The 23344-nt window shown below is 47.4% G+C and carries 17 protein-coding genes; 12 read left to right on the forward strand and 5 right to left on the reverse strand.

The window, feature by feature from the left end; all coding sequences use genetic code 11:
* Positions 1–312: a YerC/YecD family TrpR-related protein gene (locus tag JNUCC21_RS03450; protein WP_003155745.1), complete on the forward strand. Its 312-nt coding sequence runs from the start codon at positions 1–3 to the stop codon at positions 310–312.
* A 35-nt stretch (positions 313–347) separates the two neighbouring features.
* On the opposite strand, the gene JNUCC21_RS03455 is transcribed toward JNUCC21_RS03450, so the two are convergent.
* Complete coding sequence (locus tag JNUCC21_RS03455; protein ID WP_012117004.1) at positions 348–1922, reverse strand: FMN-binding glutamate synthase family protein; 1575 nt, start codon at positions 1920–1922, stop codon at positions 348–350.
* 195 nt (positions 1923–2117) lie between these two features.
* Between JNUCC21_RS03455 and JNUCC21_RS03460 the strand changes: the two genes are divergently transcribed.
* The 5 genes from JNUCC21_RS03460 to JNUCC21_RS03480 all read left to right on the forward strand — a co-directional run bounded on the left by JNUCC21_RS03460 (position 2118) and on the right by JNUCC21_RS03480 (position 9560).
* On the forward strand, positions 2118–2807 hold the full coding sequence (locus JNUCC21_RS03460; protein WP_003155740.1) for a heptaprenylglyceryl phosphate synthase: 690 nt from the start codon (positions 2118–2120) through the stop codon (positions 2805–2807).
* Between the two features lie 57 nt (positions 2808–2864).
* On the forward strand, positions 2865–5084 hold the full coding sequence (gene pcrA, locus JNUCC21_RS03465; RefSeq protein ID WP_150941052.1) for a DNA helicase PcrA: 2220 nt from the start codon (positions 2865–2867) through the stop codon (positions 5082–5084).
* Between the two features lie 24 nt (positions 5085–5108).
* Positions 5109–7115: an NAD-dependent DNA ligase LigA gene (gene ligA / locus JNUCC21_RS03470; protein ID WP_017419034.1), complete on the forward strand. Its 2007-nt coding sequence runs from the start codon at positions 5109–5111 to the stop codon at positions 7113–7115.
* A gap of 15 nt (positions 7116–7130) precedes the next feature.
* Positions 7131–8327: a CamS family sex pheromone protein gene (locus tag JNUCC21_RS03475; RefSeq protein ID WP_015416980.1), complete on the forward strand. Its 1197-nt coding sequence runs from the start codon at positions 7131–7133 to the stop codon at positions 8325–8327.
* Positions 8328–8564: 237 nt separating this feature from the next.
* Entirely contained in the window at positions 8565–9560 is a 996-nt protein-coding gene (locus JNUCC21_RS03480; RefSeq protein WP_369878567.1) for a phosphotransferase enzyme family protein, read from the forward strand.
* Positions 9561–9596: 36 nt separating this feature from the next.
* Here the strand turns inward: JNUCC21_RS03480 and JNUCC21_RS03485 are convergent, their stop codons facing one another.
* The gene (locus JNUCC21_RS03485) at positions 9597–10289 is read right to left on the reverse strand and encodes an MgtC/SapB family protein (RefSeq protein WP_061581503.1); all 693 of its coding nucleotides are present in this window, start codon (positions 10287–10289) and stop codon (positions 9597–9599) included.
* A gap of 120 nt (positions 10290–10409) precedes the next feature.
* Positions 10410–11888 carry a sodium/proline symporter PutP gene (gene putP, locus JNUCC21_RS03490; protein WP_007408914.1) on the reverse strand — a complete coding sequence of 493 codons (1479 nt, stop codon included), beginning with the start codon at positions 11886–11888 and terminating at the stop codon, positions 10410–10412.
* A 421-nt stretch (positions 11889–12309) separates the two neighbouring features.
* On the opposite strand from putP, the gene gatC reads away from it, so the two are divergent.
* The 3 genes from gatC to gatB are packed head-to-tail and all read left to right on the forward strand — an operon-like array spanning position 12310 to position 15516.
* Positions 12310–12600, forward strand: coding sequence for an Asp-tRNA(Asn)/Glu-tRNA(Gln) amidotransferase subunit GatC (gene gatC, locus JNUCC21_RS03495; protein ID WP_003155732.1), 291 nt, complete (start codon positions 12310–12312; stop codon positions 12598–12600).
* A 14-nt stretch (positions 12601–12614) separates the two neighbouring features.
* Complete coding sequence (gene gatA / locus JNUCC21_RS03500) at positions 12615–14072, forward strand: Asp-tRNA(Asn)/Glu-tRNA(Gln) amidotransferase subunit GatA (protein WP_007408915.1); 1458 nt, start codon at positions 12615–12617, stop codon at positions 14070–14072.
* A gap of 13 nt (positions 14073–14085) precedes the next feature.
* Positions 14086–15516, forward strand: a complete 1431-nt coding sequence (gatB, locus tag JNUCC21_RS03505; protein WP_003155730.1) for an Asp-tRNA(Asn)/Glu-tRNA(Gln) amidotransferase subunit GatB — start codon at positions 14086–14088, stop codon at positions 15514–15516.
* Between the two features lie 63 nt (positions 15517–15579).
* On the opposite strand, the gene JNUCC21_RS03510 is transcribed toward gatB, so the two are convergent.
* Positions 15580–16428, reverse strand: a complete 849-nt coding sequence (locus JNUCC21_RS03510) for a TetR/AcrR family transcriptional regulator (protein ID WP_124934888.1) — start codon at positions 16426–16428, stop codon at positions 15580–15582.
* 128 nt (positions 16429–16556) lie between these two features.
* Between JNUCC21_RS03510 and JNUCC21_RS03515 the strand changes: the two genes are divergently transcribed.
* The 3 genes from JNUCC21_RS03515 (at position 16557) to rlmD (ending at position 22306) form a co-directional block, all read left to right on the forward strand.
* Positions 16557–19700 carry an efflux RND transporter permease subunit gene (locus JNUCC21_RS03515; RefSeq protein WP_072588871.1) on the forward strand — a complete coding sequence of 1048 codons (3144 nt, stop codon included), beginning with the start codon at positions 16557–16559 and terminating at the stop codon, positions 19698–19700.
* A 152-nt stretch (positions 19701–19852) separates the two neighbouring features.
* Positions 19853–20764: a diacylglycerol kinase gene (locus JNUCC21_RS03520; RefSeq protein WP_015239327.1), complete on the forward strand. Its 912-nt coding sequence runs from the start codon at positions 19853–19855 to the stop codon at positions 20762–20764.
* Between the two features lie 147 nt (positions 20765–20911).
* Positions 20912–22306: a 23S rRNA (uracil(1939)-C(5))-methyltransferase RlmD gene (rlmD, locus tag JNUCC21_RS03525; RefSeq protein ID WP_369878568.1), complete on the forward strand. Its 1395-nt coding sequence runs from the start codon at positions 20912–20914 to the stop codon at positions 22304–22306.
* A 74-nt stretch (positions 22307–22380) separates the two neighbouring features.
* Here the strand turns inward: rlmD and JNUCC21_RS03530 are convergent, their stop codons facing one another.
* A complete protein-coding gene (locus tag JNUCC21_RS03530) occupies positions 22381–22983 on the reverse strand; it encodes a response regulator transcription factor (RefSeq protein ID WP_015239329.1) in 603 nt (200 codons plus the stop codon).
* Positions 22984–23344 lie beyond the last annotated feature (361 nt).

Genomic DNA, 23344 nt, shown 5'->3' on the forward strand with positions numbered 1-23344 from the left:
ATGCAAATCGATAAATTACGCGGAAAAGAACTGGACCAGTTATTTTTATCTATTTTATCGCTGAAAGATCTGGAGGAATGCTATCGTTTCTTTGACGATCTTTGTACGATTAATGAAATCCAATCGCTGGCGCAGCGTTTGGAAGTGGCAAGAATGCTCCGCGAAGGAAATACGTATCACAAAATAGAAAGCGAAACGGGTGCTTCCACAGCGACGATTTCCCGGGTGAAGAGATGCTTAAATTACGGTAACGACGCCTATGAAATGGCGCTTGACCGCGTAAACAAAGGAGAATCCTCCTCAGCTACGTAAAAAACCGCTCTGCCGATGACGGCAGGCGGTTTTTTTTATGCGTGCTGATTCAAAAGGCCGGGAAGTTCCCTCAGGCTTCCGTCTTCCTCCCGGTATACGATGTGTTCAGCTGAAAAATGAATCGGTGAGCTGATGCCCGCCGCAGCGGCAAGGTGAAACAGCCCTTCACGCAACGAGAGCACGTAGTTGCAGACGCGGTGCTGTTTATCCTCGATACTGAGCGCGCGCTGAAGTTTTGGGTCGGTTGTCGCCACTCCGACAGGACAATGATTGGTGTGGCATACTTGAGCGCGGATACAGCCGACTGAAAACATCATTCCCCGGGCAATATTGACAAAATCCGCGCCTAACGCGAGGGCAACGGCAATCTTATCCGGAGTGAGCAGCTTTCCGGATGCGAAAATTTTCAGCTTATCTCTTATCCCGTATGTCTTCAAAAGGCCGTCAACAAGGGGGAGGCCGGTCAGAATCGGCAGGCCGACGGAATCCGCCAGCTCATGGAAAGAAGCTCCCGTTCCCCCTTCACTGCCGTCAATCGTAATAAAGTCGGGAAGTTTGCCTGATGAACTCATACAGGAAATAAGGTCTTCAAGGTCTTTGCGGCTGCCCGGGACAATTTTGATACCGACCGGTTTTTCACCGACAGTCCTTAATTTCTCAATGAAATCAAGCATGTCCGGAACATTTGAGAACTCGTTGAAGCGGTTTGGGCTGTCAATGGATTGTCCGGGCTGCACATTTCTGATGGCGGCAATTTCTTCGGTCACCTTTGAACCGTCAATATGCCCGCCTCTTGCTTTCGCCCCTTGCGCAAGCTTTAATTCAAAGGCTTTAATCTGCTCGAGGCGGCTTTTTTTCTTGAATTCTTCCCACGAAAATTCTCCATCTTCGGTGCGGACGCCGAACAGCCCGGGGCCGATTTGGCAGATAATATCCGCGCCGCCTTTCAGGTGATACTCAGACAGGCCGCCTTCGCCTGTATTCATCCATGTGCCGCCGGCCTGGTGCAGCCCTTTTGACAGGGCGGTGATTGCCCGGTCGCCAAGTGAGCCGTAGCTCATCGCTGATTGTCCGATTAACCCTTTCACATAAAACGGCTTCTTGCATGTATCGCGGCCGATCACTTGCACATCGTCCGGATGCAGGTAATAAGGGTCCGCTTTTGCTTTTTCGCGGTGTTCGCTGCGTTTCAGCAGGTTGTCTTTGTCAATCTTGTATACCATCGTGTCGATCTTCGGCGTCTGATCTGCGCGCAGCTCCTCCCTTTGTTTCGGGAAGAGGGCGTTACGGATATAATAGCCCGGCTGATTGAAATCCCGTTCTGAGCCGAAGCCCATCATTCTGCTCTTATACTTTCCGGACATGACCGTCTGTTCATATTCTCTCCGGGAAAACGGCTGTTCTTCGTTATCATTGCTGAATAAATACTGCCGCAGCTCAGGTCCGATTTTTTCAAATATATAGCGCAGTTTTCCCGCTACGGGATAATTGCGCAGCACTGAATGTTCTTCCTGCTTTTCGTCTCTTATGTATATCCAGAGAAACAGTGCGGCGGGAACTAAAATAATAAAAATCAATATACAAATCAGTACGATAATGGCTTGTTCCATTGAGATCAGACTCCTTGTCTTTTTTCTCTTTGACATTCCACATATTGTCTGTTTTCAAACATAGCCGTTTCCCGTCCGGCGGAGCGCAATCTTTTTTTGTGAATCAGGTGAATGACGTCTTTTTCCGTTTTTCCGGGCCAAACGAATTTGTTATAATGTTTAAATGGCAAGAAACGAATGGAGGAACGAAAACGCATGTACGATGTTAACGAGTGGAAGCATGTTTTTAAACTCGATCCGAATAAAGATTTACCGGATGAACAACTGGAACGGCTTTGTGAATCAGGGACTGACGCCATTGTGATCGGAGGAAGCGACAATATCACCGAGGACAATGTGCTGAGACTGATGTCAAAGGTGCGGCGGTTTTTAGTGCCGTGCGTACTTGAGGTGTCGACGATTGATTCCATTGTGCCCGGGTTTGATCTTTATTTCATTCCGAGTGTGCTCAACAGCAAAAAGGCGGACTGGATTGTCGGCATGCATCATCAGGCGATGAAAGAATACGGAGAGCTCATGTCAATGGAGGAAATCGTGACGGAGGGCTACTGCATCGTCAACCCTGATTGTAAGGCGGCCGCTTTGACGGAGGCGGATACACATATAGAAACAGAAGATATTCTCGCCTATGCGCGGGTCGCGGAGCATTTGCTTCATCTCCCGATTTTTTATCTGGAATACAGCGGGATGCTGGCGGACATAGAAACGGTGGAGAAAACGAAGGCTGTGCTGGACAAGTCCGTCCTGTTTTACGGAGGCGGCATTAAAGACGCGGAAACGGCGGAACGGTTCGGCCGTCATGCCGATGTCATCGTTGTCGGAAATGCCGTATATGAAGATTTTGATCAGGCGCTTAAAACGGTGGCGGCTGTAAAGACAAAGTAGCCAAGCGGACGAAATTGATTTATGATAGAACATATGTTTGATAGGCGGTGAACGGATATGAATTACATTAGCAATCAATTATTAAGCGGATTAAATCCCGTTCAGCAGGAAGCGGTCAAGACGACGGACGGTCCGCTGCTTCTGATGGCGGGCGCGGGAAGCGGAAAAACACGTGTGCTGACGCACAGAATCGCATACTTAATGGCGGAAAAACACGTGGCGCCATGGAACATTCTGGCGATTACATTTACAAATAAAGCAGCCAGAGAAATGAAGGAGCGGGTGGAGAGCATTCTCGGACCCGGCGCGGATGAAATCTGGATTTCCACCTTCCACAGCATGTGCGTGCGGATTCTGCGCAGGGATATTGACAGAATCGGCATCAACCGAAATTTCTCCATTCTTGATACGGCTGATCAGCTTTCCGTTATTAAAGGGATTCTGAAAGAGCGGAATATCGATCCGAAAAAGTTTGATCCGAGAAGTATTTTAGGCTCCATCAGCAGCGCAAAAAACGAGCTGATCGAACCTGAGGAATTCGCAAAAACGGCCGGCGGCTACTACGATCAGGTCACGAGTGACGTGTATACCGATTATCAGAAAAAACTGCTGAAAAACCAATCGCTCGATTTTGATGATTTAATCATGACGACGATTAAGCTTTTCGAGCGTGTGCCGGAAGTGCTTGAGTTTTATCAGCGCAAATTCCAATACATTCACGTAGACGAGTATCAGGATACGAACAGGGCGCAATACCTGCTTGTGAAGCAGCTTGCGGCCCGTCTTGAAAATATCTGCGTCGTCGGTGACTCCGACCAGTCCATTTACAGATGGCGCGGGGCGGATATCGCGAATATCCTTTCCTTTGAAAAAGATTATCCGAGCGCAAACGTGATTTTGCTCGAGCAAAATTACCGCTCAACAAAGCGTATTCTGCAAGCGGCTAACGAAGTGATCAAAAACAACTCAAACCGCAAGCCGAAAAACCTGTGGACGGAAAATGACGAAGGCATCAAGCTTTCTTATTACAGCGGCGACAATGAATTCGGCGAAGGCCAATTCGTCGCGGGCAAAATTTATGAGCTGCACAGCTCGGGCCGGCGGAAGCTTTCCGATATCGCGATTTTATACCGGACAAACGCCCAGTCGCGCGTCATTGAGGAAACCCTTTTAAAATCCGGACTGAACTACAATATCGTCGGCGGAACCAAGTTCTACGACAGGAAAGAAATTAAAGACATTCTCGCATACCTGCGCCTTGTGTCAAACCCGGACGACGACATCAGTTTTACGCGGATCGTCAATGTGCCGAAGCGGGGCGTCGGCGCCACTTCACTAGAAAAAATCGCTTCATATGCGGCGATGAACGGAATGTCAATGTTCCAGGCGGTCAAACAGGTTGATTTCATCGGCGTCAGCGCGAAAGCGGCAAACGCGCTTGACGGCTTTGGCGCGATGATTGAAAATCTGACGAACATGCAGGATTACCTGTCCATTACGGAACTCACGGAAGAAATTCTCGAGAAAACGGAATACAGAGAAATGCTGAAGGCCGAAAAATCAATCGAAGCCCAAAGCCGCCTTGAAAATATCGACGAGTTTCTTTCCGTGACGAAAAACTTCGAACAAAAAAGCGAAGACAAGTCTCTCGTCGCGTTTCTGACTGATTTGGCGCTGATTGCGGATATTGACCAGCTCGACGAGAAGGAAGAGGAATCAGGCGGAAAGGATGCCGTCACTTTAATGACACTGCACGCCGCTAAGGGGCTTGAATTTCCTGTCGTGTTCTTAATGGGCATGGAAGAAGGCGTGTTCCCGCACAGCCGCTCCCTGATGGAAGAAGCCGAGATGGAAGAAGAACGCAGGCTCGCATATGTAGGCATTACGAGGGCGGAAGAAGAACTGTATTTAACGAATGCCAAAATGCGTACCTTATTCGGCCGCACCAATATGAATCCGGAATCCCGCTTTATCAGGGAAATACCTGGCGATTTATTGGAGAACCTAAATGAGAAGAAAACACCTCGCATGCAGCCGGGAAGAAAAGTGCAGCCAAAACGCGGGCCCGTATCCCGTCCCGTTTCCTATGCGAACAAAACAGGCGGCGACTCGCTCAGCTGGGCGGTCGGCGATAAAGCGGGCCATAAAAAATGGGGCACCGGAACGGTTGTCAGCGTAAAAGGAGAAGGCGAAAGCACCGAGCTTGATATCGCATTCCCGAGCCCAGTCGGCGTGAAGCGTCTGCTTGCCGCTTTTGCGCCGATTGAAAAGCAGTAACCTGAAGAGGAAAGGAAGAACATGATGGACAAAGAAACAGCGAAACACCGGGCAGAAGAATTGCGCCGCACCATCGATCAGTACAGTTATGAATATTACACCTTAGATGAACCGAGCGTGCCGGATTCCGAGTACGACAGACTGATGCAGGAGCTGATTGCCATAGAGGAAGAGCACCCGGAACTCAGAACGCCTGATTCGCCCACACAGCGGGTCGGGGGAGCGGTGCTTGAATCGTTTCAAAAGGTGCAGCACGGCACGCCGATGCTCAGTCTCGGCAACGCATTTAACGATGATGATCTCCGCGATTTTGACCGCCGCGTCCGTCAGGCTGTCGGTGACGGCGTCGCTTATAATGTGGAGCTGAAAATAGACGGTCTTGCTGTTTCTCTCCGTTATGAAGACGGCTATTTCGTCAGAGGCGCGACAAGAGGAGACGGAACGACGGGCGAAGATATCACGGAAAACTTAAAAACGATCCGCAACATTCCGCTGAAAATGAAACGGAATCTTTCCATAGAAGTGCGCGGAGAGGCGTACATGCCGAAACAGTCATTTGAAGCGCTCAATGAAGAAAGGCTGAAACATGAAGAGGAGCCGTTCGCCAATCCCCGGAACGCGGCTGCGGGCTCACTCAGACAGCTCGATCCGAAAATTGCAGCGAAACGAAATCTTGACATCTTCGTCTACAGTATAGCGGAGCTTGACGAAATGGGTGTGGAAACACAGAGTCAGGGCCTGGATTTTCTGGATGAGCTCGGTTTTAAAACAAACCAGGAACGGAAAAAATGCGCCACGATAGATGAAGTCATTGAAATGATCGAAGAGCTGCAGGCGAAGCGGGCCGATCTCCCGTATGAAATTGACGGAATCGTCATCAAAGTCGATTCGCTCGACCAGCAGGAAGAGCTCGGGTATACGGCAAAAAGCCCGCGCTGGGCGATTGCTTATAAATTCCCGGCGGAAGAGGTCGTGACAAAACTGCTCGATATCGAACTGAATGTCGGAAGAACGGGCGTCATTACGCCGACCGCCGTTCTGGAACCGGTAAAAGTCGCGGGAACGACGGTCTCAAGAGCATCCCTTCATAACGAAGATTTAATTAAAGAGAAGGATATCCGCATTCTCGATAAAGTGGTCGTCAAAAAAGCGGGCGACATCATCCCTGAGGTCGTCAATGTCTTAATCGAACAGCGGACCGGGGAAGAAAAAGAATTCAATATGCCGACCAGCTGCCCTGAGTGCGAAAGCGAACTTGTCCGCATTGAAGGAGAAGTCGCGCTGCGCTGCATCAATCCGGAATGTCCGGCGCAGATCAGAGAAGGCCTGATTCACTTTGTCTCACGCAACGCGATGAATATTGACGGACTCGGAGAACGTGTCATCACACAGCTTTTCCGTGAACATCTCGTCCGTAATGTCGCTGATTTGTATAAGCTGACGAAAGAGCAGGTCATCCGGCTTGAGCGGATGGGGGAAAAATCAACTGACAATCTGATCAGCTCCATCCAAAAGTCGAAAGAGAATTCGCTGGAACGCCTGCTGTTCGGTCTCGGCATCCGTTTTATCGGCTCAAAAGCGGCCAAAACACTCGCCATGCATTTTGAAAGCCTGGAAAATCTGAAACAAGCTACGGAAGAAGAGCTGCTTGCGGTAGATGAAATCGGCGAAAAGATGGCCGATGCCGTTATCACCTATTTCCGCAAAGAAGAAATGCTTGAGCTATTGAATGAACTTGAGGAACTCGGTGTGAACACACTCTACAAAGGCCCGAAAAAAGTAAAAGCGGAGGACAGCGACTCTTATTTTGCCGGCAAAACCATCGTGTTGACCGGAAAGCTTGAAGAGCTGTCCAGAAATGAAGCCAAGGCGCAGATTGAAGCGCTCGGCGGAAAGCTGACGGGATCTGTCAGCAAAAAAACAGACTTGCTGATTGCCGGAGAAGCGGCCGGAAGCAAGCTGACAAAAGCGCAGGAATTAAATATTGAAGTATGGAATGAAGCACAGCTATTGGGAGAGCTAAAGAAATAAGAGGAGTGTTTTCTATTGAAAAAGATGTTGGCATTGGCGGCGACGGCAACGGCGGCAGTACTCATGCTGTCGGCCTGTTCGCCGAGTTTCGGGGGGAACAAAGAGGAAGAGATCACGCAGAAAACGGCAAAGTCTTCTGAAAAAGCGATCATACCGAAATATAATATCTCTGATTCCTACTATAAAATGGTGCTTCCGTTTAAGGCCGGAAAAGCGCGCGGCCTGACCGCGGACCGGCTGAACACGAGGCTGGACATCGATGAATTCGAGACGGGTCTGATGCGGCTCGCTCAAGACACGTTCCCGACGGATGACTATTTGTATCAGGAAGGCCAGTATTTAGATGAGGACACGGTACTCAGCTGGCTTGACCGCAAAAAAGAGGGCAGTGATCTGAAAAAGGCGAAAAAGGCAGACGCCAATTTCCAGAATCTCGGCTTAAACCCCGTGCTGCCAAGCTCGGGATCGGCAAAAGAGAAAAATGAAAACAGCCCGATTTACTTAGCGTCCATGCTTGAGCAGGATTACTTAGTAAGAAAAGATAAAAATTCCATCCAGCTTGGCGGTATCATGATCGGTCTCGCTCTCAACTCTGTATACTATTACCGTGAAAACACAGGTGATCCGCAGCAGGAAGTGGAGCTCAGTGACAAAACGATCCGCAGCCACGGTGAAGAAATCGCCCAGGAAGTCGTTAACCGCCTTCGGAAAATGGATAACCTGAAAAATGTGCCGATTACCGTCGCCCTTTATAAACAAGCGCCGAAAACATCAATCGTACCGGGGAATTACATTGCAAAAACTGAAGTCAAAGCCGGCTCATCCACCATTTCAAACTGGGATGATGTCAAAGAAAAGTACGTCTTCTATCCGGCGGATACAGACACGGCAAAGAAATACCCTGATGATTCCGAAGTATTTAAACGCTTCAAAAACGCCATCGACAGCTACTTCCCGAATTACACCGGAGTCGTCGGAACGGCAATGTACGAAAACGATGAAATGAGAAAAATGAAAATTGAAATCCCGATGCAATTTTACGGGAAAAGCGAAGTCATCGCCTTTACCCAATACTTAACAGGTGAGCTGATGGATTATTATTCAAAAGGCTCAGTTGATGTCGAAATTAACATTACCTCGTCTGACGGGCAGGAAGCGCTGATCGTCCGCAATGCGGGTGACAAAGAACCGACCGTCCATATTTACGATTAACCAAGATGCCCTTGTTCATTTCTGTATGAGCAAGGGTTTTTTTTATTGTGATATCGTTGGAGCGAGGAAATGAGGTATGTTAAGATATTTGTATAATTAGGAATTAACAGGAAAACACATTTCATTCTAAGCGGATGTTACTAATCTGCTGTGAAAAAAGAAGGGCAGGAATGTTGATGAATGACATTTGCTGAGTACACACACCGCCTACAAACGTTATGAAAAGGGTGAATCAGCATGCATAAAGATATTAAAGCGATTTTTGAGGAAGATAAGGTGCTCGCTGAAGCAGGTGAAATATACGGCTTTACCAAGTTTCAATTTATTGCGGACGCAGAGAACTACGTATATGAAATTGTGAAAGATAACGAACCTTATATTTTAAAAATTACGCATACGATCAGAAGAACACCGGAATATATTCTCGGAGAAATGGAATGGCTTCATCATCTGGCAAAGGGAGGGCTTTCAGCAGCAAAGCCGATTCCTTCATTAAATGGCAAAGATGTCGAAGAAGTGCCGGATGGAAAAGGCGGAGCGTTTTTAGTAAGAGTCTATGAAAAAGCGCCCGGACGCAAAGTGGAGGAATCAGACTGGAACGGAACTCTGTTTTACGAGCTTGGAAAGTACACGGGGAACATGCACCGGCTGACGAAAAGCTACCGTCTGAGTGATCCGTTATATAAAAGGCAGGAATGGGATGAAGAGGAGCAGCTGAAGCTGAGAAAATACGTACCCGCAGATCAGCATCTCGTATTTGAGCGGGCGGATGCTCTAATGGAAAAACTGCGCCGTTTGCCGAAGAACCCTGAAAACTACGGCCTTGTGCACGCCGATCTGCACCACGGCAATTTCAATTGGGACAATGGAAAAATCACTGCATTTGATTTTGATGATATCGGCTACAATTGGTTTGTGAATGATATCAGTATTCTGCTGTACAACATGTTGTGGTATCCGGTCATCCCGTATGAAGACAAGGCCGCGTTTACGGGTGAATTCATGACTCACTTTATGAAAGGCTACAGGGAAGAAAATGACCTTGACCCCGCATGGCTTGAACACATCCCGGATTTCCTCCGGCTGCGCCATATGTTGATCTACGGATTATTGCATCAGGCGTTTGACCTCAATTCACTCGGGGACGAGGAACTTGAGATGCTGAAAACCTTCAGGCGCGATATCGAAAATGAAACCCCGATTACGGAGTATAACTTTTCTACATTCGTATAAATAGAAAAACGCCGGCTGAATCCAGCCCGGCGTTTTTTATAACGTATCACACTTCACTCCGACGACACCTTGAATTTCTTTAATATCATAATAGACGTCAGTGGTGTAGCGGTTTTTATGAACACTGACTTTCACTTCCATAATCGGAAATTCTTTTTCGCCCAGATCATCAATCCGGACGGAGTGAATGCGGAGCTGTTTGCTTTTCATTTCCTTTAAAATCTCGGTCATTTTGTCTTTATCGGAAAGAGACATTCTCACGCGGATATCTTTTTCCTTCAAGCGGTTGGGACCGATTTTTCTGATCAGCCACGGAAGAAATTCGACGCTGATCAGGATAAACAAGAGGCTTGCGAACGCCTCTTTATAAAAGCCGGCGCCTGTAGCCAGACCGAGCCCGGCTGCGCCCCAGATGATGGCCGATGTCGTCAGGCCGGATATGACGTCATTGCTTTTACGCAGGATCACGCCCGCGCCGATAAAACCGACGCCGGAAATGATTTGGGCGGGAAGGCGGAGCGGATCCATCATGATTCGGTAATATTTTGGGAAATGATATGCCGCATTAATGCTGACGATCGTCAGCATACAGGAGCTGACGGCGATGACGATACAGGTTTTCAGTCCGAGCGGTTTGTTTTTCAGCTCGCGTTCAAGACCGATGATCATGCCGATCAGCGTGGCAATGCCCAGCTTTAATAAAATCTCTGGTTCGATAGGCCAGCTCAATTTGCACAGCACCTCCGCAATTTTTCTTATAATAAATTGATATGATTTTCTCACAGTATTTATAGCAGGACAAGTGCGGAAGAAAAAAGCCGTCAGGGATAAAATCTGACGGCTTTTTGTCTATTTCTTGTTTTTCAAAAGAGCTTCCATCCGGCTGAACAGCTGATAAGAAGCATCGGCCGGTTTTTTGGTCAGCAGGCTGACGGCAATACCGGCAATCAGACTGAGGAAGAACCCCGGAATGATTTCGTATACGCCGGTTGAAGCGGCAAGCCCTGTCGTGATCCAGATTAAAACGGCCGCGGCCCCGGTAATCATCGCCGCAAGCGCTCCCCATTCATTCATCCGTTTCCAGTACAGACTGAGCAAGAGCGCCGGGCCGATAGCCGAACCGAAGCCTGCCCACGCATATCCGACCAGATCAAGAATGGTGCTGTTCGGATTCATGGAAAGCAAAATGGCGATAACGGCCACGATCAATACCGACAGGCGTCCGGTCATGACCAATTCTTTATCGCTCGCTTCCCGTCTGAAAAAGGCGCGGTATAAATCTTCCGTAATGGCGCTTGCCGTTACGAGAAGCTGTGAGGAAATGGAACTCATGATCGCCGCTAAAATCGCGGACAGCAAGAAGCCCGTAATCAGCGGATGGAACAAGATTTTAGAAAAAATAATGAAAATCGTTTCCGGATCTTTTACGGAGACTCCGAAGTGATGAGAATACGCAACCCCGATAATCCCGGTAAGCAATGAACCGACAACTGAAATAACCATCCAGCTCATCCCGATTCTGCGGGCGGGTTTTAAATCTTTCACTTCTTTAATCGCCATAAATCGTACGATGATATGAGGCTGGCCGTAATAGCCGAGTCCCCATGCCAAATAAGAAATAATGCTAATGACGCTCGCGCCTTTAAAGATATCCAATAGTTTCGGGTTAACGGCGTTGATCGAATCAATCGTCGTTGAAACGCTCCCGAGCTGGGTAAAAGCAACGATCGGCACAAGCACTAATGCCGCAAACATGATCGCTCCCTGTACAAAGTCAGTCAGACTGACAGCGAGGAAACCGCCAAACAGCGTGTAAAGCACAACAACACCGGCCGTTAAAAACAAACCGAATTTGTAGTCGGCGCCGAATGCCGATTCAAATAACCTGCCTCCGGATACCATCCCGGACGATGTGTACAGTGTGAAAAAGATCATAATAATCACGGCGGAAACAATTTTCAGCAATGATGACGAGTGGCGGAACCGTTTATCGAAAAAATCGGGAATCGTAATCGCATCATCCGCAACTTCCGTGTAAGCGCGCAGCCTCGGAGCAAGCAGCAGATAATTTGAATACGCGCCGATCGTCAAACCGAGCGCCAGCCATAAGGTCGATAACCCCGTTGCGAACATTGCGCCGGGAACTCCCATCAGCATCCATGCGCTCATATCGGCCGCACCTGCGGACAGTGCCGTTACGAACGGGCCGAGTCCTCTTCCGCCCAGCATGTAATCATTAATATTCGTTGTCTTCCTGAATGCGTACCAGCCGATTAACAGCATGGCAGCAAAGTAAATGCCAAGAGATATAATTAGTTCAATACTCACGTTTTTGGACCCTCTCTTCTTTCATGTAAATGTTGCATCACCTCTGTAGATTAGTAGTGCCGGAATATGCGCCGGCGATCCAGCCTTTAGTCGTCATTCCATGCGGATCGCATGATTTAGTGCTGGCTATGGTTACTAAACCTAACAAAGTATCCCCGATCAATCAACTCTCGAAACCTGGCCCGCTCAAGGAAAAAATCCCCGCCAACATAGAACAGCTTAGAGATGAAAACGCTACCAATAAATTATAAAAGTAAAAATTTTCTGACATATAATTCGTTTCTCTTTCTCCCCGATTTAGGATAAAATAGAGAGGGTTTCATCATGCCTCAGAAGGCGGCGTTTTGTTGCTTTAGAGGGCTCGTTTTTGATATGATCAGTATTATATGACGAAACGGAGAATTATGCGGAGGTGGATCTTATGTCACGAATTTCTATAGAAGAAGTAAAGCATGTCGCTCATTTGGCGAGACTCGCCATTACGGATGAAGAAGCTGAAATGTTCACAGAACAGCTTGACAGCATCATCTCGTTTGCCGAGGAGCTTAATGAAGTGGACACGGATAACGTGGAACCGACAACACACGTGCTGAAAATGAAAAACGTAATGAGAGAAGATGAAGCGGGTAAAGGCCTTCCGGTCGAGGATGTCATGAAAAATGCTCCCGATCATAAAGACGGCTATGTCCGTGTGCCATCTATTCTGGATTAAAGGAGGGAGACAGTATGTCATTATTTGATCACAAAATCACAGAACTGAAACAAATGATACATAAAAAAGAAATCAAGATTTCCGATCTTGTTGATGAATCTTACAAACGGATCGCATCCGTGGATGATAAGGTGCAGGCGTTTTTACAGCTTGATGAAGAAAGAGCCCGCGCTTACGCGAAAGAACTTGACGAAGCGGTTGACGGACGGTCTGAACACGGTCTTCTCTTCGGAATGCCGATCGGCGTCAAAGACAACATCGTGACCAAAGGGCTTCGCACAACATGCTCAAGCAAAATCCTCGAAAACTTCGATCCGATTTACGATGCGACGGTTGTGGAGCGCCTTCAAGCCGCTGAAGCCGTAACGATCGGAAAGCTGAATATGGACGAGTTCGCGATGGGTTCTTCTACTGAAAACTCCGCGTACAAAGCGACGAAAAACCCTTGGAATCTCGATACGGTTCCCGGCGGATCAAGCGGCGGTTCCGCAGCTGCGGTTGCCGCGGGCGAAGTGCCGTTTTCACTCGGATCTGATACGGGCGGCTCCATCCGCCAGCCGGCTTCTTTCTGCGGCGTCGTCGGATTAAAGCCTACATACGGACGCGTGTCGCGTTACGGTTTGGTCGCTTTTGCGTCTTCACTGGACCAGATCGGGCCGATCACAAGAACCGTAGAAGATAACGCATTCCTGCTTCAGGCGATTTCAGGCCCGGACAAAATGGACTCTACGAGCGCCAATGTCGAAGTGCCGGACTTTCTTTCTTCATTAACTGGCGATATTAAAGGCTTAAAAATCGCCGTACCGAAAGAATATCTCGGAGAAGGCGTCGGCAAAGAAGCGAAAGAATCGGTTTTAGCCGCTTTAAAAGTGCTTGAAGACCTCGGAGCGACATGGGAAGAAGTATCTCTGCCGCACAGCAAATACGCGCTTGCGACGTATTATCTGCTGTCTTCTTCCGAAGCGTCTGCAAACCTTGCGCGCTTTGACGGCATCCGCTACGGCTACCGCTCAGACAATGCGGACAACCTGATCGACCTTTATAAACAGACACGCTCTGAAGGCTTCGGCAATGAAGTGAAGCGCCGCATCATGCTCGGCACCTTCGCGCTCAGCTCCGGCTACTATGACGCGTATTACAAAAAAGCGCAAAAAGTGCGCACGCTTATTAAGAAAGATTTTGAAGACGTATTTGAGAAATACGATGTCATCGTCGGACCGACAACGCCGACACCGGCATTCAAAATCGGCGAAAAAACCAGCGATCCGCTCACAATGTACGCCAACGATATTTTAACGATCCCTGTCAACCTCGCGGGTGTGCCGGGAATCAGCGTGCCGTGCGGATTTGCGGACGGACTGCCGCTCGGACTGCAAATCATCGGAAAACACTTCGATGAAGGCACTGTATACCGCGTCGCTCATGCTTTTGAGCAGGCAACAGATCATCATAAAGCGAAACCTGAACTGTAAGGGGTGAAATGAAGTGAACTTTGAAACGGTAATCGGACTTGAAGTCCATGTGGAATTAAAAACAAAATCTAAAATTTTCTCAAGCTCACCGACGCCATTCGGCGCGGAAGCGAATACCCAAACGAGCGTCATCGACCTCGGCTATCCCGGCGTGCTGCCCGTTTTGAACAAAGAAGCGGTCGAATTCGCGATGAAAGCCGCAATGGCTTTGAACTGCGAAATCGCAACGGATACGAAGTTTGACCGGAAAAACTATTTCTACCCGGATAACCCGAAGGCATATCAAATTTCTCAATTTGACAAGCCGATCGGCGAAAACGGCTGGATCGAAATTGAAGTCGGCGGAAAAACGAAAAAAATCGGCATTACCCGTCTTCACCTTGAAGAAGATGCGGGAAAACTGACGCATACGGGCGACGGCTATTCTCTCGTTGACTTCAACCGCCAGGGCACGCCGCTTGTCGAGATTGTATCTGAGCCGGATATCCGTACACCGGAGGAAGCTTACGCATATCTCGAAAAGCTGAAATCAATTATCCAATACACAGGCGTTTCCGACTGTAAAATGGAAGAAGGTTCACTGCGCTGTGACGCCAACATTTCCCTCCGTCCGATCGGCCAGGAGAAATTCGGCACAAAAACGGAGCTGAAAAACCTGAACTCCTTCGCGTTCGTGCAAAAAGGACTTGAGCATGAAGAGAAACGCCAAGAGCAGGTGCTTCTGTCAGGCGGAGTCATTCAGCAGGAGACGCGCCGCTATGATGAAGCGACGAAAAAAACCATTTTGATGCGTGTCAAAGAAGGTTCGGACGACTATCGCTATTTCCCTGAGCCTGACCTTGTCGAGCTCTACATTGATGACGAATGGAAAGAACGCGTAAGAGCAACCATTCCTGAGCTTCCGGACGAGCGCCGCAAGCGTTATATCGAAGAGCTCGGTCTGCCTGCTTATGACGCAATGGTTCTGACGCTGACGAAAGAAATGGCTGATTTCTTCGAAGAAACGGTCAATAAAGGCGCAGAAGCCAAGCAGGCATCAAACTGGCTGATGGGTGAAGTCTCAGCTTACCTGAACGCCGAACAAAAAGAGCTTGAGGATGTCGCACTGACTCCTGAAGGCCTTGCCGGCATGATTAAGCTGATTGAAAAAGGAACCATCTCGTCTAAAATCGCGAAGAAAGTCTTTAAAGAATTAATTGAAAAAGGCGGCGACGCAGAAAAAATCGTCAAAGAAAAAGGCCTCGTGCAGATTTCTGACGAAAGCGTGCTTCTGAAGCTGGTAACAGATGCGCTTGACAGCAACCCGCAGTCAATTGAAGACTTCAAAAACGGAAAAGACCGCGCGATCGGCTTCCTTGTCGGGCAGATTATGAAAGCCTCCAAAGGACAGGCCAACCCGCCGATGGTCAACAAGATCTTACTTGAAGAAATCAAAAAACGATAAAAAAAAGCAGCCGCCTCTAAGGGCGCTGCTGACACGGAGACCGGTAAGCGCCGGTCTCTTTTTTTATAAGATGAAATAGGTTTCAATGGAAGCCCGCAGCGTTTCAATCTGCTCATTTCCGCTGCCTGCCAAGTTGGACAGCATTCCTTTAATAATCGGTTTTCGCGGCTCTTCCTTTGCACATTCCTCTTCAATGACTTCAAGCGATACGAGGACGTCCTCAGGCAGCTCCTGCTGTGCTTTTATCTTTTGAATATCCGCAAGCAGTCTTTCTCTGTCCGCCGCGGGCTGAGTGAAGATATCCTCAGGCAGCAGCGGATCGGGATTGTCTCTTATCAGCCCCGTAATCAGATCATCGATTCTGGCAATCAGAAAGGCCGCCACGTTTTCCGTCCGGAATGCCGTATGTTCATTAAAAATCAAGAAATGAATATAGGAGCTCACAATTCCTTGCGCCATAACGGACGCATCCGCTAAAAACGGTGTGACGGCATCTCCGTAAACGGAGAGCAACGCATCCCGATACAGCATGTTAAATTGAATATTGGCCTCATGAAAATACTGTTTGACCTTTTGATTTTCAGGAATGACCTTTTCGCTCAGCAAGAGGATGATAAAGTCCTTGTGTTCCATAAATTCCTGGAATTGATATGCGATTTGTTTTCGGAATACGTCCTTAGGCGGTTTATGCTGATGTTCTGTTTTAATTTTCTTTATTTCTTCCATAGACATGCCGATGTAATACTCACATGCTGAGAGCAAAAGGTCTTCTTTTGATTTGAAATGGAGATAGAAGGCCCCTTTTGAAATTCCGCATTCACCGGCGATTTCCTGAATGGTTGTTGAAGAAAACCCTTTTTTGGCAAATAAATGGATGCCTGTTTTTATGATTTTCTCTTTTTTTTCGTTCATGACGTGCTTCCCCTTAATCCTGAAAAATTTAGAAAAATTTACTGCCTTATTAGTTGACGATGTTGAGTTATACCGTTTAGTATTATATAGAATGACCAGTCAGTCAATAAAAATTAACGGAGGACATGATGAACCACATTATTAACTTTGTACTGAAGAACAAATTCGCAGTTTGGCTGATGACGATTATCGTTACTGTAGCAGGGCTGTATGCCGGTATGAATATGAAGCAGGAATCCATACCGGACGTCAACATGCCTTACCTTTCAGTAAATACGACTTATCCCGGAGCTGCTCCGAGTCAAGTTGCGGATGACGTGACAAAACCGATCGAGCAGGCGGTCCAGAATTTAGAAGGAGTGAGCGTCGTAACGTCCACATCCTCTGAAAACGTCTCATCGGTTATGATTGAATATGATTACAACAAGGATATGGACAAGGCGAAAACCGAAGTCGCTGAAGCGCTGGACAGTGTCAGCCTTCCTGACGACGCGAAAAAACCTGACATTTCCCGTTACAGCCTCAACTCTTTCCCGATTTTGACGCTCAGTGTGACAAGCGGCAAAAGCTCGCTTGAAGACCTGACCAAAAATGTGGAAAACACTCTCGTTCCTAAGCTTGAAGGCATTCAGGGCGTTGCGTCTGTGCAAGTTTCCGGACAGCAGGAAGAGCAGGTGGAATTCTCTTTCAAAGACAAAAAAATGAAAGAGTACGGACTTGATGAAGATACCGTCAAGAAAGTGATCCAAGGCTCTGACGTCAATACGCCGCTTGGATTGTACACGTTCGGCAACAAAGAAAAATCAGTTGTCGTTAACGGAGATATTACGTCAATTAAAGATCTGAAAGATATGAGAATTCCGGTCACATCTTCTTCTGCCGCTCAAGGTCAAGCGGGCGGAGCCGGTGCGGCATCTGCGGCGGACGCTCAGGCTATGCAGCAGGCACAGCAAAGCGAGGCAGCAGGGGTGCCGACAGTCAAGCTTTCTGACATTGCCGACATTAAAGATGTGAAAAAAGCTGAATCCATTTCCCGCACGAACGGAAAGGACAGCATCGGAATTAATATCGTAAAAGCCAATGACGCCAACACGGTAGAAGTGGCCGATGCGATTAAAGATGAACTGAATCAATACAAAAAAGACCATAAAGGGTTCAAGTACAGCTCGACTCTTGATATGGCAGAGCCGATTACAGAGTCGGTGGATACGATGTTAAGCAAAGCGATTTTCGGCGCGATTTTTGCGGTCGTGATCATTCTCTTATTCTTAAGAGATATTAAATCAACGATGATTTCTATCGTTTCCATCCCGCTGTCACTGCTGATTGCGCTTCTTGTGCTGAATCAGCTTGATGTCACATTGAACATAATGACGCTCGGTGCGATGACGGTCGCCATCGGACGGGTAGTCGACGACTCGATTGTCGTGATCGAAAACATTTACCGCCGCATGAGGCTGAAAGATGAACCTTTACGCGGGAAGCAATTGGTGCGTGAAGCGACGAAAGAAATGTTTAAACCGATCATGTCATCAACGATCGTAACCATTGCCGTATTCCTGCCGCTTGCCATGGTCGGCGGACAGATCGGCGAACTGTTTATGCCGTTTGCATTAACAATCGTCTTCGCGCTTGCCGCATCGCTGTTGATTTCGATCACACTGGTGCCGATGCTTGCGCACAGCTTATTCAAAAAATCGCTCACAGGCGCGCCTGTTAAAGCGAAAGAGCATAAGCCGGGCAGATTGGCCAATTTCTATAAAAAAGTGCTGAATTGGTCATTAAGACATAAATGGATTACATCTATCATCGCGGTTCTGATGCTTGTCGGCAGTTTGTTCCTCGTACCTCTGATCGGCGCGAGCTACCTGCCTGCGCAAGCGGACAAAACGATGCAGCTCACATACACGCCTGAACCGGGCGAAACGAAAAGCGAAGCTGAAAAAGCTGCGCAAAAAGCGGAAGACATGCTGCTTAAACGCAAACATGTCGATACCGTTCAGTATTCTTTAGGCTCGCAAAGTCCGCTCGGCGGAAGCTCAAACGGCGCATTGTTCTACGTGAAATACGAGGATGACACGCCTGATTTTGACAAAGAAAAAGACAATGTCTTAAAAGAAATCAAAAAAACATCCAGCCGCGGCGAATGGAAATCACAAAATTTCAGTTCGTCAGGCAACAACAACGAATTAACGTACTATGTGTACGGAGATTCAGAGTCTGATATTAAAGGCACGGTCAAAGACATCGAAGGCATCATGAAAAAGCAGAAGGATCTGAAAGACATCAACTCAGGCCTTTCCAGCACATATGATGAGTACACGTTCGTCGCTGACCAGGAGAAACTCAGCAAGCAGGGCCTGACGGCTTCGCAAATCTCCCAAGCCCTGATGTCCCAAACGTCACAGTCTCCTTTGACAACGGTGAAAAAGGACGGCAAAGAGCTTGACGTCAACATCAAAACAGAAAAAGACCAGTATAAGAGTGTAAAAGAATTAGAGGATAAAACCATCACATCGCCTGCAGGCCAAGAAGTAAAAATCGGCGATGTGGCGAAAGTGAAAAACGGCACGACATCCGATACCATTTCCAAACGCGACGGCAAAGTGTACGCTGACGTAACGGCAACCGTCACTTCTGACAACGTCACGAAGGTGTCATCAGCCGTTCAAAAGAAAGTTGACAAACTGGATCACCCGGACAATGTATCGATTGATACCGGCGGTGTATCAGCGGATATTGCTGATTCCTTTACGAAACTCGGCTTAGCAATGCTTGCCGCAATCGCCATCGTATACCTCGTTCTTGTGATCACGTTCGGCGGAGCATTAGCGCCGTTTGCGATTCTGTTCTCGCTTCCGTTTACAGTCATCGGCGCATTAGCCGGACTGTATGTATCCGGAGAGACGATCAGTCTGAATGCCATGATCGGTATGCTGATGCTGATCGGAATCGTCGTCACAAATGCGATTGTCTTAATTGACCGCGTCATCCATAAAGAAGCGGAAGGCTTATCGACGAGAGAAGCGCTCCTGGAAGCCGGCTCTACGAGATTGCGTCCGATTCTGATGACGGCGATCGCGACAATCGGCGCCCTGCTTCCATTGGCATTGGGCTTCGAAGGCGGAAGCCAGGTCATTTCTAAAGGACTCGGTGTCACTGTTATCGGCGGTTTAATCAGTTCGACTCTGCTTACCCTGCTGATTGTGCCGATCGTATATGAAGTATTAGCGAAATTCCGTAAGAAAAAACCTGGAACGGAAGAAGAGTAAGACAGCGGGCCTTGGCTCCTTAAACGGAGCCGGGCCCTTTTTTCTTCTGGCAATTCCTGTACATATTGTTGCGATTTTCTCAAGTCATAGTATAATTAAAGGTTGTTAGTGTTAATAATGGATCGGATACTCTTAAGTAGGATGATGAGATAATGAAACGTGCACGCATAATATACAATCCGACTTCAGGACGGGAGCTTTTTAAGAAAAATCTTGCCCAGGTCCTGCAAAAATTTGAACAAGCCGGTTATGAAACCTCTACCCATGCCACCACATGCGCGGGGGATGCCACCAACGCCGCAAAAGAAGCCGCTTTGCGGGAGTTTGACCTGATTATCGCAGCCGGCGGAGACGGAACGATTAATGAAGTCGTCAACGGCCTTGCACCGTTAGACAAACGCCCGACACTCGGCATCATTCCGGTCGGCACGACAAATGACTTCGCCAGAGCGCTGGGCATTCCGAGAGAGAATATACTGAATGCCGCTGATACCGTCATTAACGGCGTAGCCCGCCCGATCGACATCGGACAGGTGAACGGTCAGTATTTTATCAACATCGCCGGCGGAGGCCGTCTGACGGAGCTGACGTATGATGTGCCAAGCAAACTGAAAACGATGCTCGGCCAGCTTGCTTATTATTTAAAGGGAATGGAAATGCTGCCTTCACTTCGACCGACAGAAGTCGAGATTGAATATGACGGCAAGCTGTTTCAAGGCGAAATTATGCTGTTTTTAGTGACGCTGACCAACTCGGTCGGCGGATTCGAGAAGCTGGCCCCTGATTCCAGCCTGAATGACGGCATGTTTGATTTGATTATTTTGAAAAAAGCCAATCTCGCGGAGTTTATCAGAGTCGCGAGCATGGCGCTCAGAGGCGATCATATTAACGATCAGCACATTATTTACACAAAAGCGAACCGTGTGAAAGTCAATGTATCAGAAAAGATGCAGCTGAACCTGGACGGCGAATACGGCGGCATGCTGCCGGGCGAATTCGTGAACCTGTACCGGCATATTCACGTCATCATGCCGAAGGAGAAAGCGGAACAGCTGGATGATTAATACGCGGACAAAATCCTAAAACAGTATTCGTTTTAGGATTTTGTCATCTTTTCAGCGTGATCGGAAACCTTTGAAGGCTGACATTGAATTTGAAGGTTTTCCAGCACGCTGAAACAAGGCTATTGGTAAAACTAGAGGTGATTATAGATGAAAATGAAACCCCCGATAGAAAAAAATGAATACTATGATGTGACATTTGAGGATTTGACGCACGAAGGAGCGGGCGTCGCAAAGGTTCAGGGCTTCCCGATTTTCGTGCCGAACGCCCTGCCTGAGGAAAAAGCGCAAATCAAAGTGACACGCGTCAAAAAAGGCTTCGCTTTCGGCCGCTTGATTGAACTGAAAGAAGAAAGCCCGCACAGAACGGATGCCCCGTGTCCGATCTACAAGCAATGCGGAGGCTGCCAGCTTCAGCACATGACCTATGAAGGCCAGCTCTTGTTTAAACAGAAACAAGTCAAAGACGTCTTAGAACGGATCGGCAAGCTGGACCTCTCAAAAGTCACCGTGCACCCGACGCTCGGCATGGAAGACCCGTGGAACTACAGAAACAAAGCACAGGTGCCGGTAGGAGAAAGAGAAGGCGGACTCGTCGCCGGATTCTATCAGCAAAGAAGCCATGACATCATCGATATGAGCGCCTGCCTGATCCAGCAATCCAAAAACGACGAAGCCGTTCAAGCTGTCAAAGACATTTGCACCTCATACGGCGTCAAAGCCTACAACGAAGAACGCCACAAAGGCTGGCTCCGCCACATCATGGTCAGATACGGCGTCGTCACAGGCGAAATGATGATCGTCTTCATCACAAGAACAAGCGATTTCCCGCACAAAGCGAAGATCATCGAAGACATCACAGCGCAATTCCCGCACGTTACATCTATCGTGCAAAACATCAACCCAAATAAAACAAACGTGATCTTTGGGAACGAAACAAACGTCATCTGGGGCGAAGAATACATCTACGACCTCATCGGAGACGTCAAATTCGCCATCTCCGCCAGATCGTTCTATCAGGTCAACCCGGAACAGACAAAAGTGCTCTACGACAAAGCGCTTGAGTACGCGGAGCTGCAAGGGGAAGAAACCGTCATCGACGCCTACTGCGGCATCGGAACGATTTCTCTATTTCTGGCGAAGCAGGCGAAGAAAGTATACGGCGTCGAAATCGTGCCGGAAGCCATCGAGGATGCAAAACGCAACGCTGAGCTGAACGGCATCACAAACGCAGAATTCGCAGTCGGAGAAGCGGAAACCGTCATTCCGAAATGGTATGAAGAAGGCATCACGGCCGACACCCTCGTCGTCGACCCGCCAAGAAAAGGCTGCGACGAAGCCCTCCTGCGGACAATCATCGACATGAAACCGAAGCGGGTGGTGTACGTGTCCTGCAATCCAGGAACGCTTGCAAGAGACCTGCGGGTGCTTGAGGATGGCGGGTATCAGACGCTCGAAGTGCAGCCTGTGGATATGTTTCCGCATACGAATCATGTGGAGTGTGTGGCTGTGCTTTATTCTAAGGGTGCAGTTAACTGTTACTAAGAAGAAGGAGTAAAGATAATAAATATCTTTACTCCTTTCATTTGTAAGAAAGTCGCTATTTTTTAATCCTTAAGTTATACATGCAGCAGCCCTTGTTTAATTCCGTTCACCACTGCTCCAACTCTTGAGTTGGCGTCCATTTTTTGAATAATAGAAGAAATGTGACGTTCTACAGTTCTTTTACTTAACTTTAATGCAGAACTGATTTCCATATTTGTTTTATCCTCTGCTATCAACTTCAGTACCTCCAGTTCCTTATGAGTAAGGCGATCAACAGATAGGTTTACAGAATGTTGAGGAAATACATGGTTTCCTGCAAAAGATTGTTTGACTGCAGTTATTAGTTCATTAATTGAATTTTCTTTCTTTACATAAGCAGCCGCTCCGGCATTGTATGCTGCATATATATATTCATCATACTCATAACCGGATAAAATTACAATTTTTAACTCTGGAAATGTTTTCTTAATGTTTCTTGTCAAGGAGATTCCATTGAAAGATTTCATCCTAATATCAATAATTAGAATATTGGGGCAATGATGGTCAATTTCATCATATATCTCTGCAGGATTTGATAAAGTGCTAACTACTTCAATAACTCTGTCGTGTTCTAGCAATTGTTTAATACCTTGTACCATCATCATATGATCATCTAACAGCAATACTTTGATTTTCAACTGATTTACTCCATTCATTGGAAAAGTAGTTGTAACAATAATGTGTTAAAACGTTTTTCTCTTTGGTTATAAATTAAAACAGAAAAGGATCGAATATAAGATATCTGCTTTGGGCTTTAGTTATTTCTAAAATGATGTAGATCCTGATCATTGGTAAGAAGGTTTATAATATATATCTATAATATGGTCCTTATGGAATATTATATCGTTTTCCTTGTTTTTAATCTAGATAAAAGTATAATATACTATCTCTTTTTTGTTAGTTATTTCTTAATAACTCATTTTTTTTATTACTCAAATTGCCTAAATTGATAATCGCCTCTAAAAACCTGCAATTAACAATAATAAGTTGGCGACATCG

The sequence above is a fragment of the Bacillus sp. JNUCC-21 genome, from assembly GCF_041222765.1.
GTDB classification, from domain to species: Bacteria; Bacillota; Bacilli; order Bacillales; family Bacillaceae; genus Bacillus; species Bacillus velezensis.

Coding starts and splice junctions, on each gene's coding strand:
- JNUCC21_RS03450 (WP_003155745.1), top strand. CDS start 1: ATGCAAATCGATAAATTACGCGGAAAAGAACTGGACCAGTTATTTTTA.
- JNUCC21_RS03455 (WP_012117004.1), bottom strand. CDS start 1,922: ATGGAACAAGCCATTATCGTACTGATTTGTATATTGATTTTTATTATT.
- JNUCC21_RS03460 (WP_003155740.1), top strand. CDS start 2,118: ATGTACGATGTTAACGAGTGGAAGCATGTTTTTAAACTCGATCCGAAT.
- pcrA (WP_150941052.1), top strand. CDS start 2,865: ATGAATTACATTAGCAATCAATTATTAAGCGGATTAAATCCCGTTCAG.
- ligA (WP_017419034.1), top strand. CDS start 5,109: ATGGACAAAGAAACAGCGAAACACCGGGCAGAAGAATTGCGCCGCACC.
- JNUCC21_RS03480 (WP_369878567.1), top strand. CDS start 8,565: ATGCATAAAGATATTAAAGCGATTTTTGAGGAAGATAAGGTGCTCGCT.
- gatC (WP_003155732.1), top strand. CDS start 12,310: ATGTCACGAATTTCTATAGAAGAAGTAAAGCATGTCGCTCATTTGGCG.
- gatA (WP_007408915.1), top strand. CDS start 12,615: ATGTCATTATTTGATCACAAAATCACAGAACTGAAACAAATGATACAT.
- JNUCC21_RS03510 (WP_124934888.1), bottom strand. CDS start 16,428: ATGAACGAAAAAAAAGAGAAAATCATAAAAACAGGCATCCATTTATTT.
- JNUCC21_RS03515 (WP_072588871.1), top strand. CDS start 16,557: ATGAACCACATTATTAACTTTGTACTGAAGAACAAATTCGCAGTTTGG.
- JNUCC21_RS03520 (WP_015239327.1), top strand. CDS start 19,853: ATGAAACGTGCACGCATAATATACAATCCGACTTCAGGACGGGAGCTT.
- rlmD (WP_369878568.1), top strand. CDS start 20,912: ATGAAAATGAAACCCCCGATAGAAAAAAATGAATACTATGATGTGACA.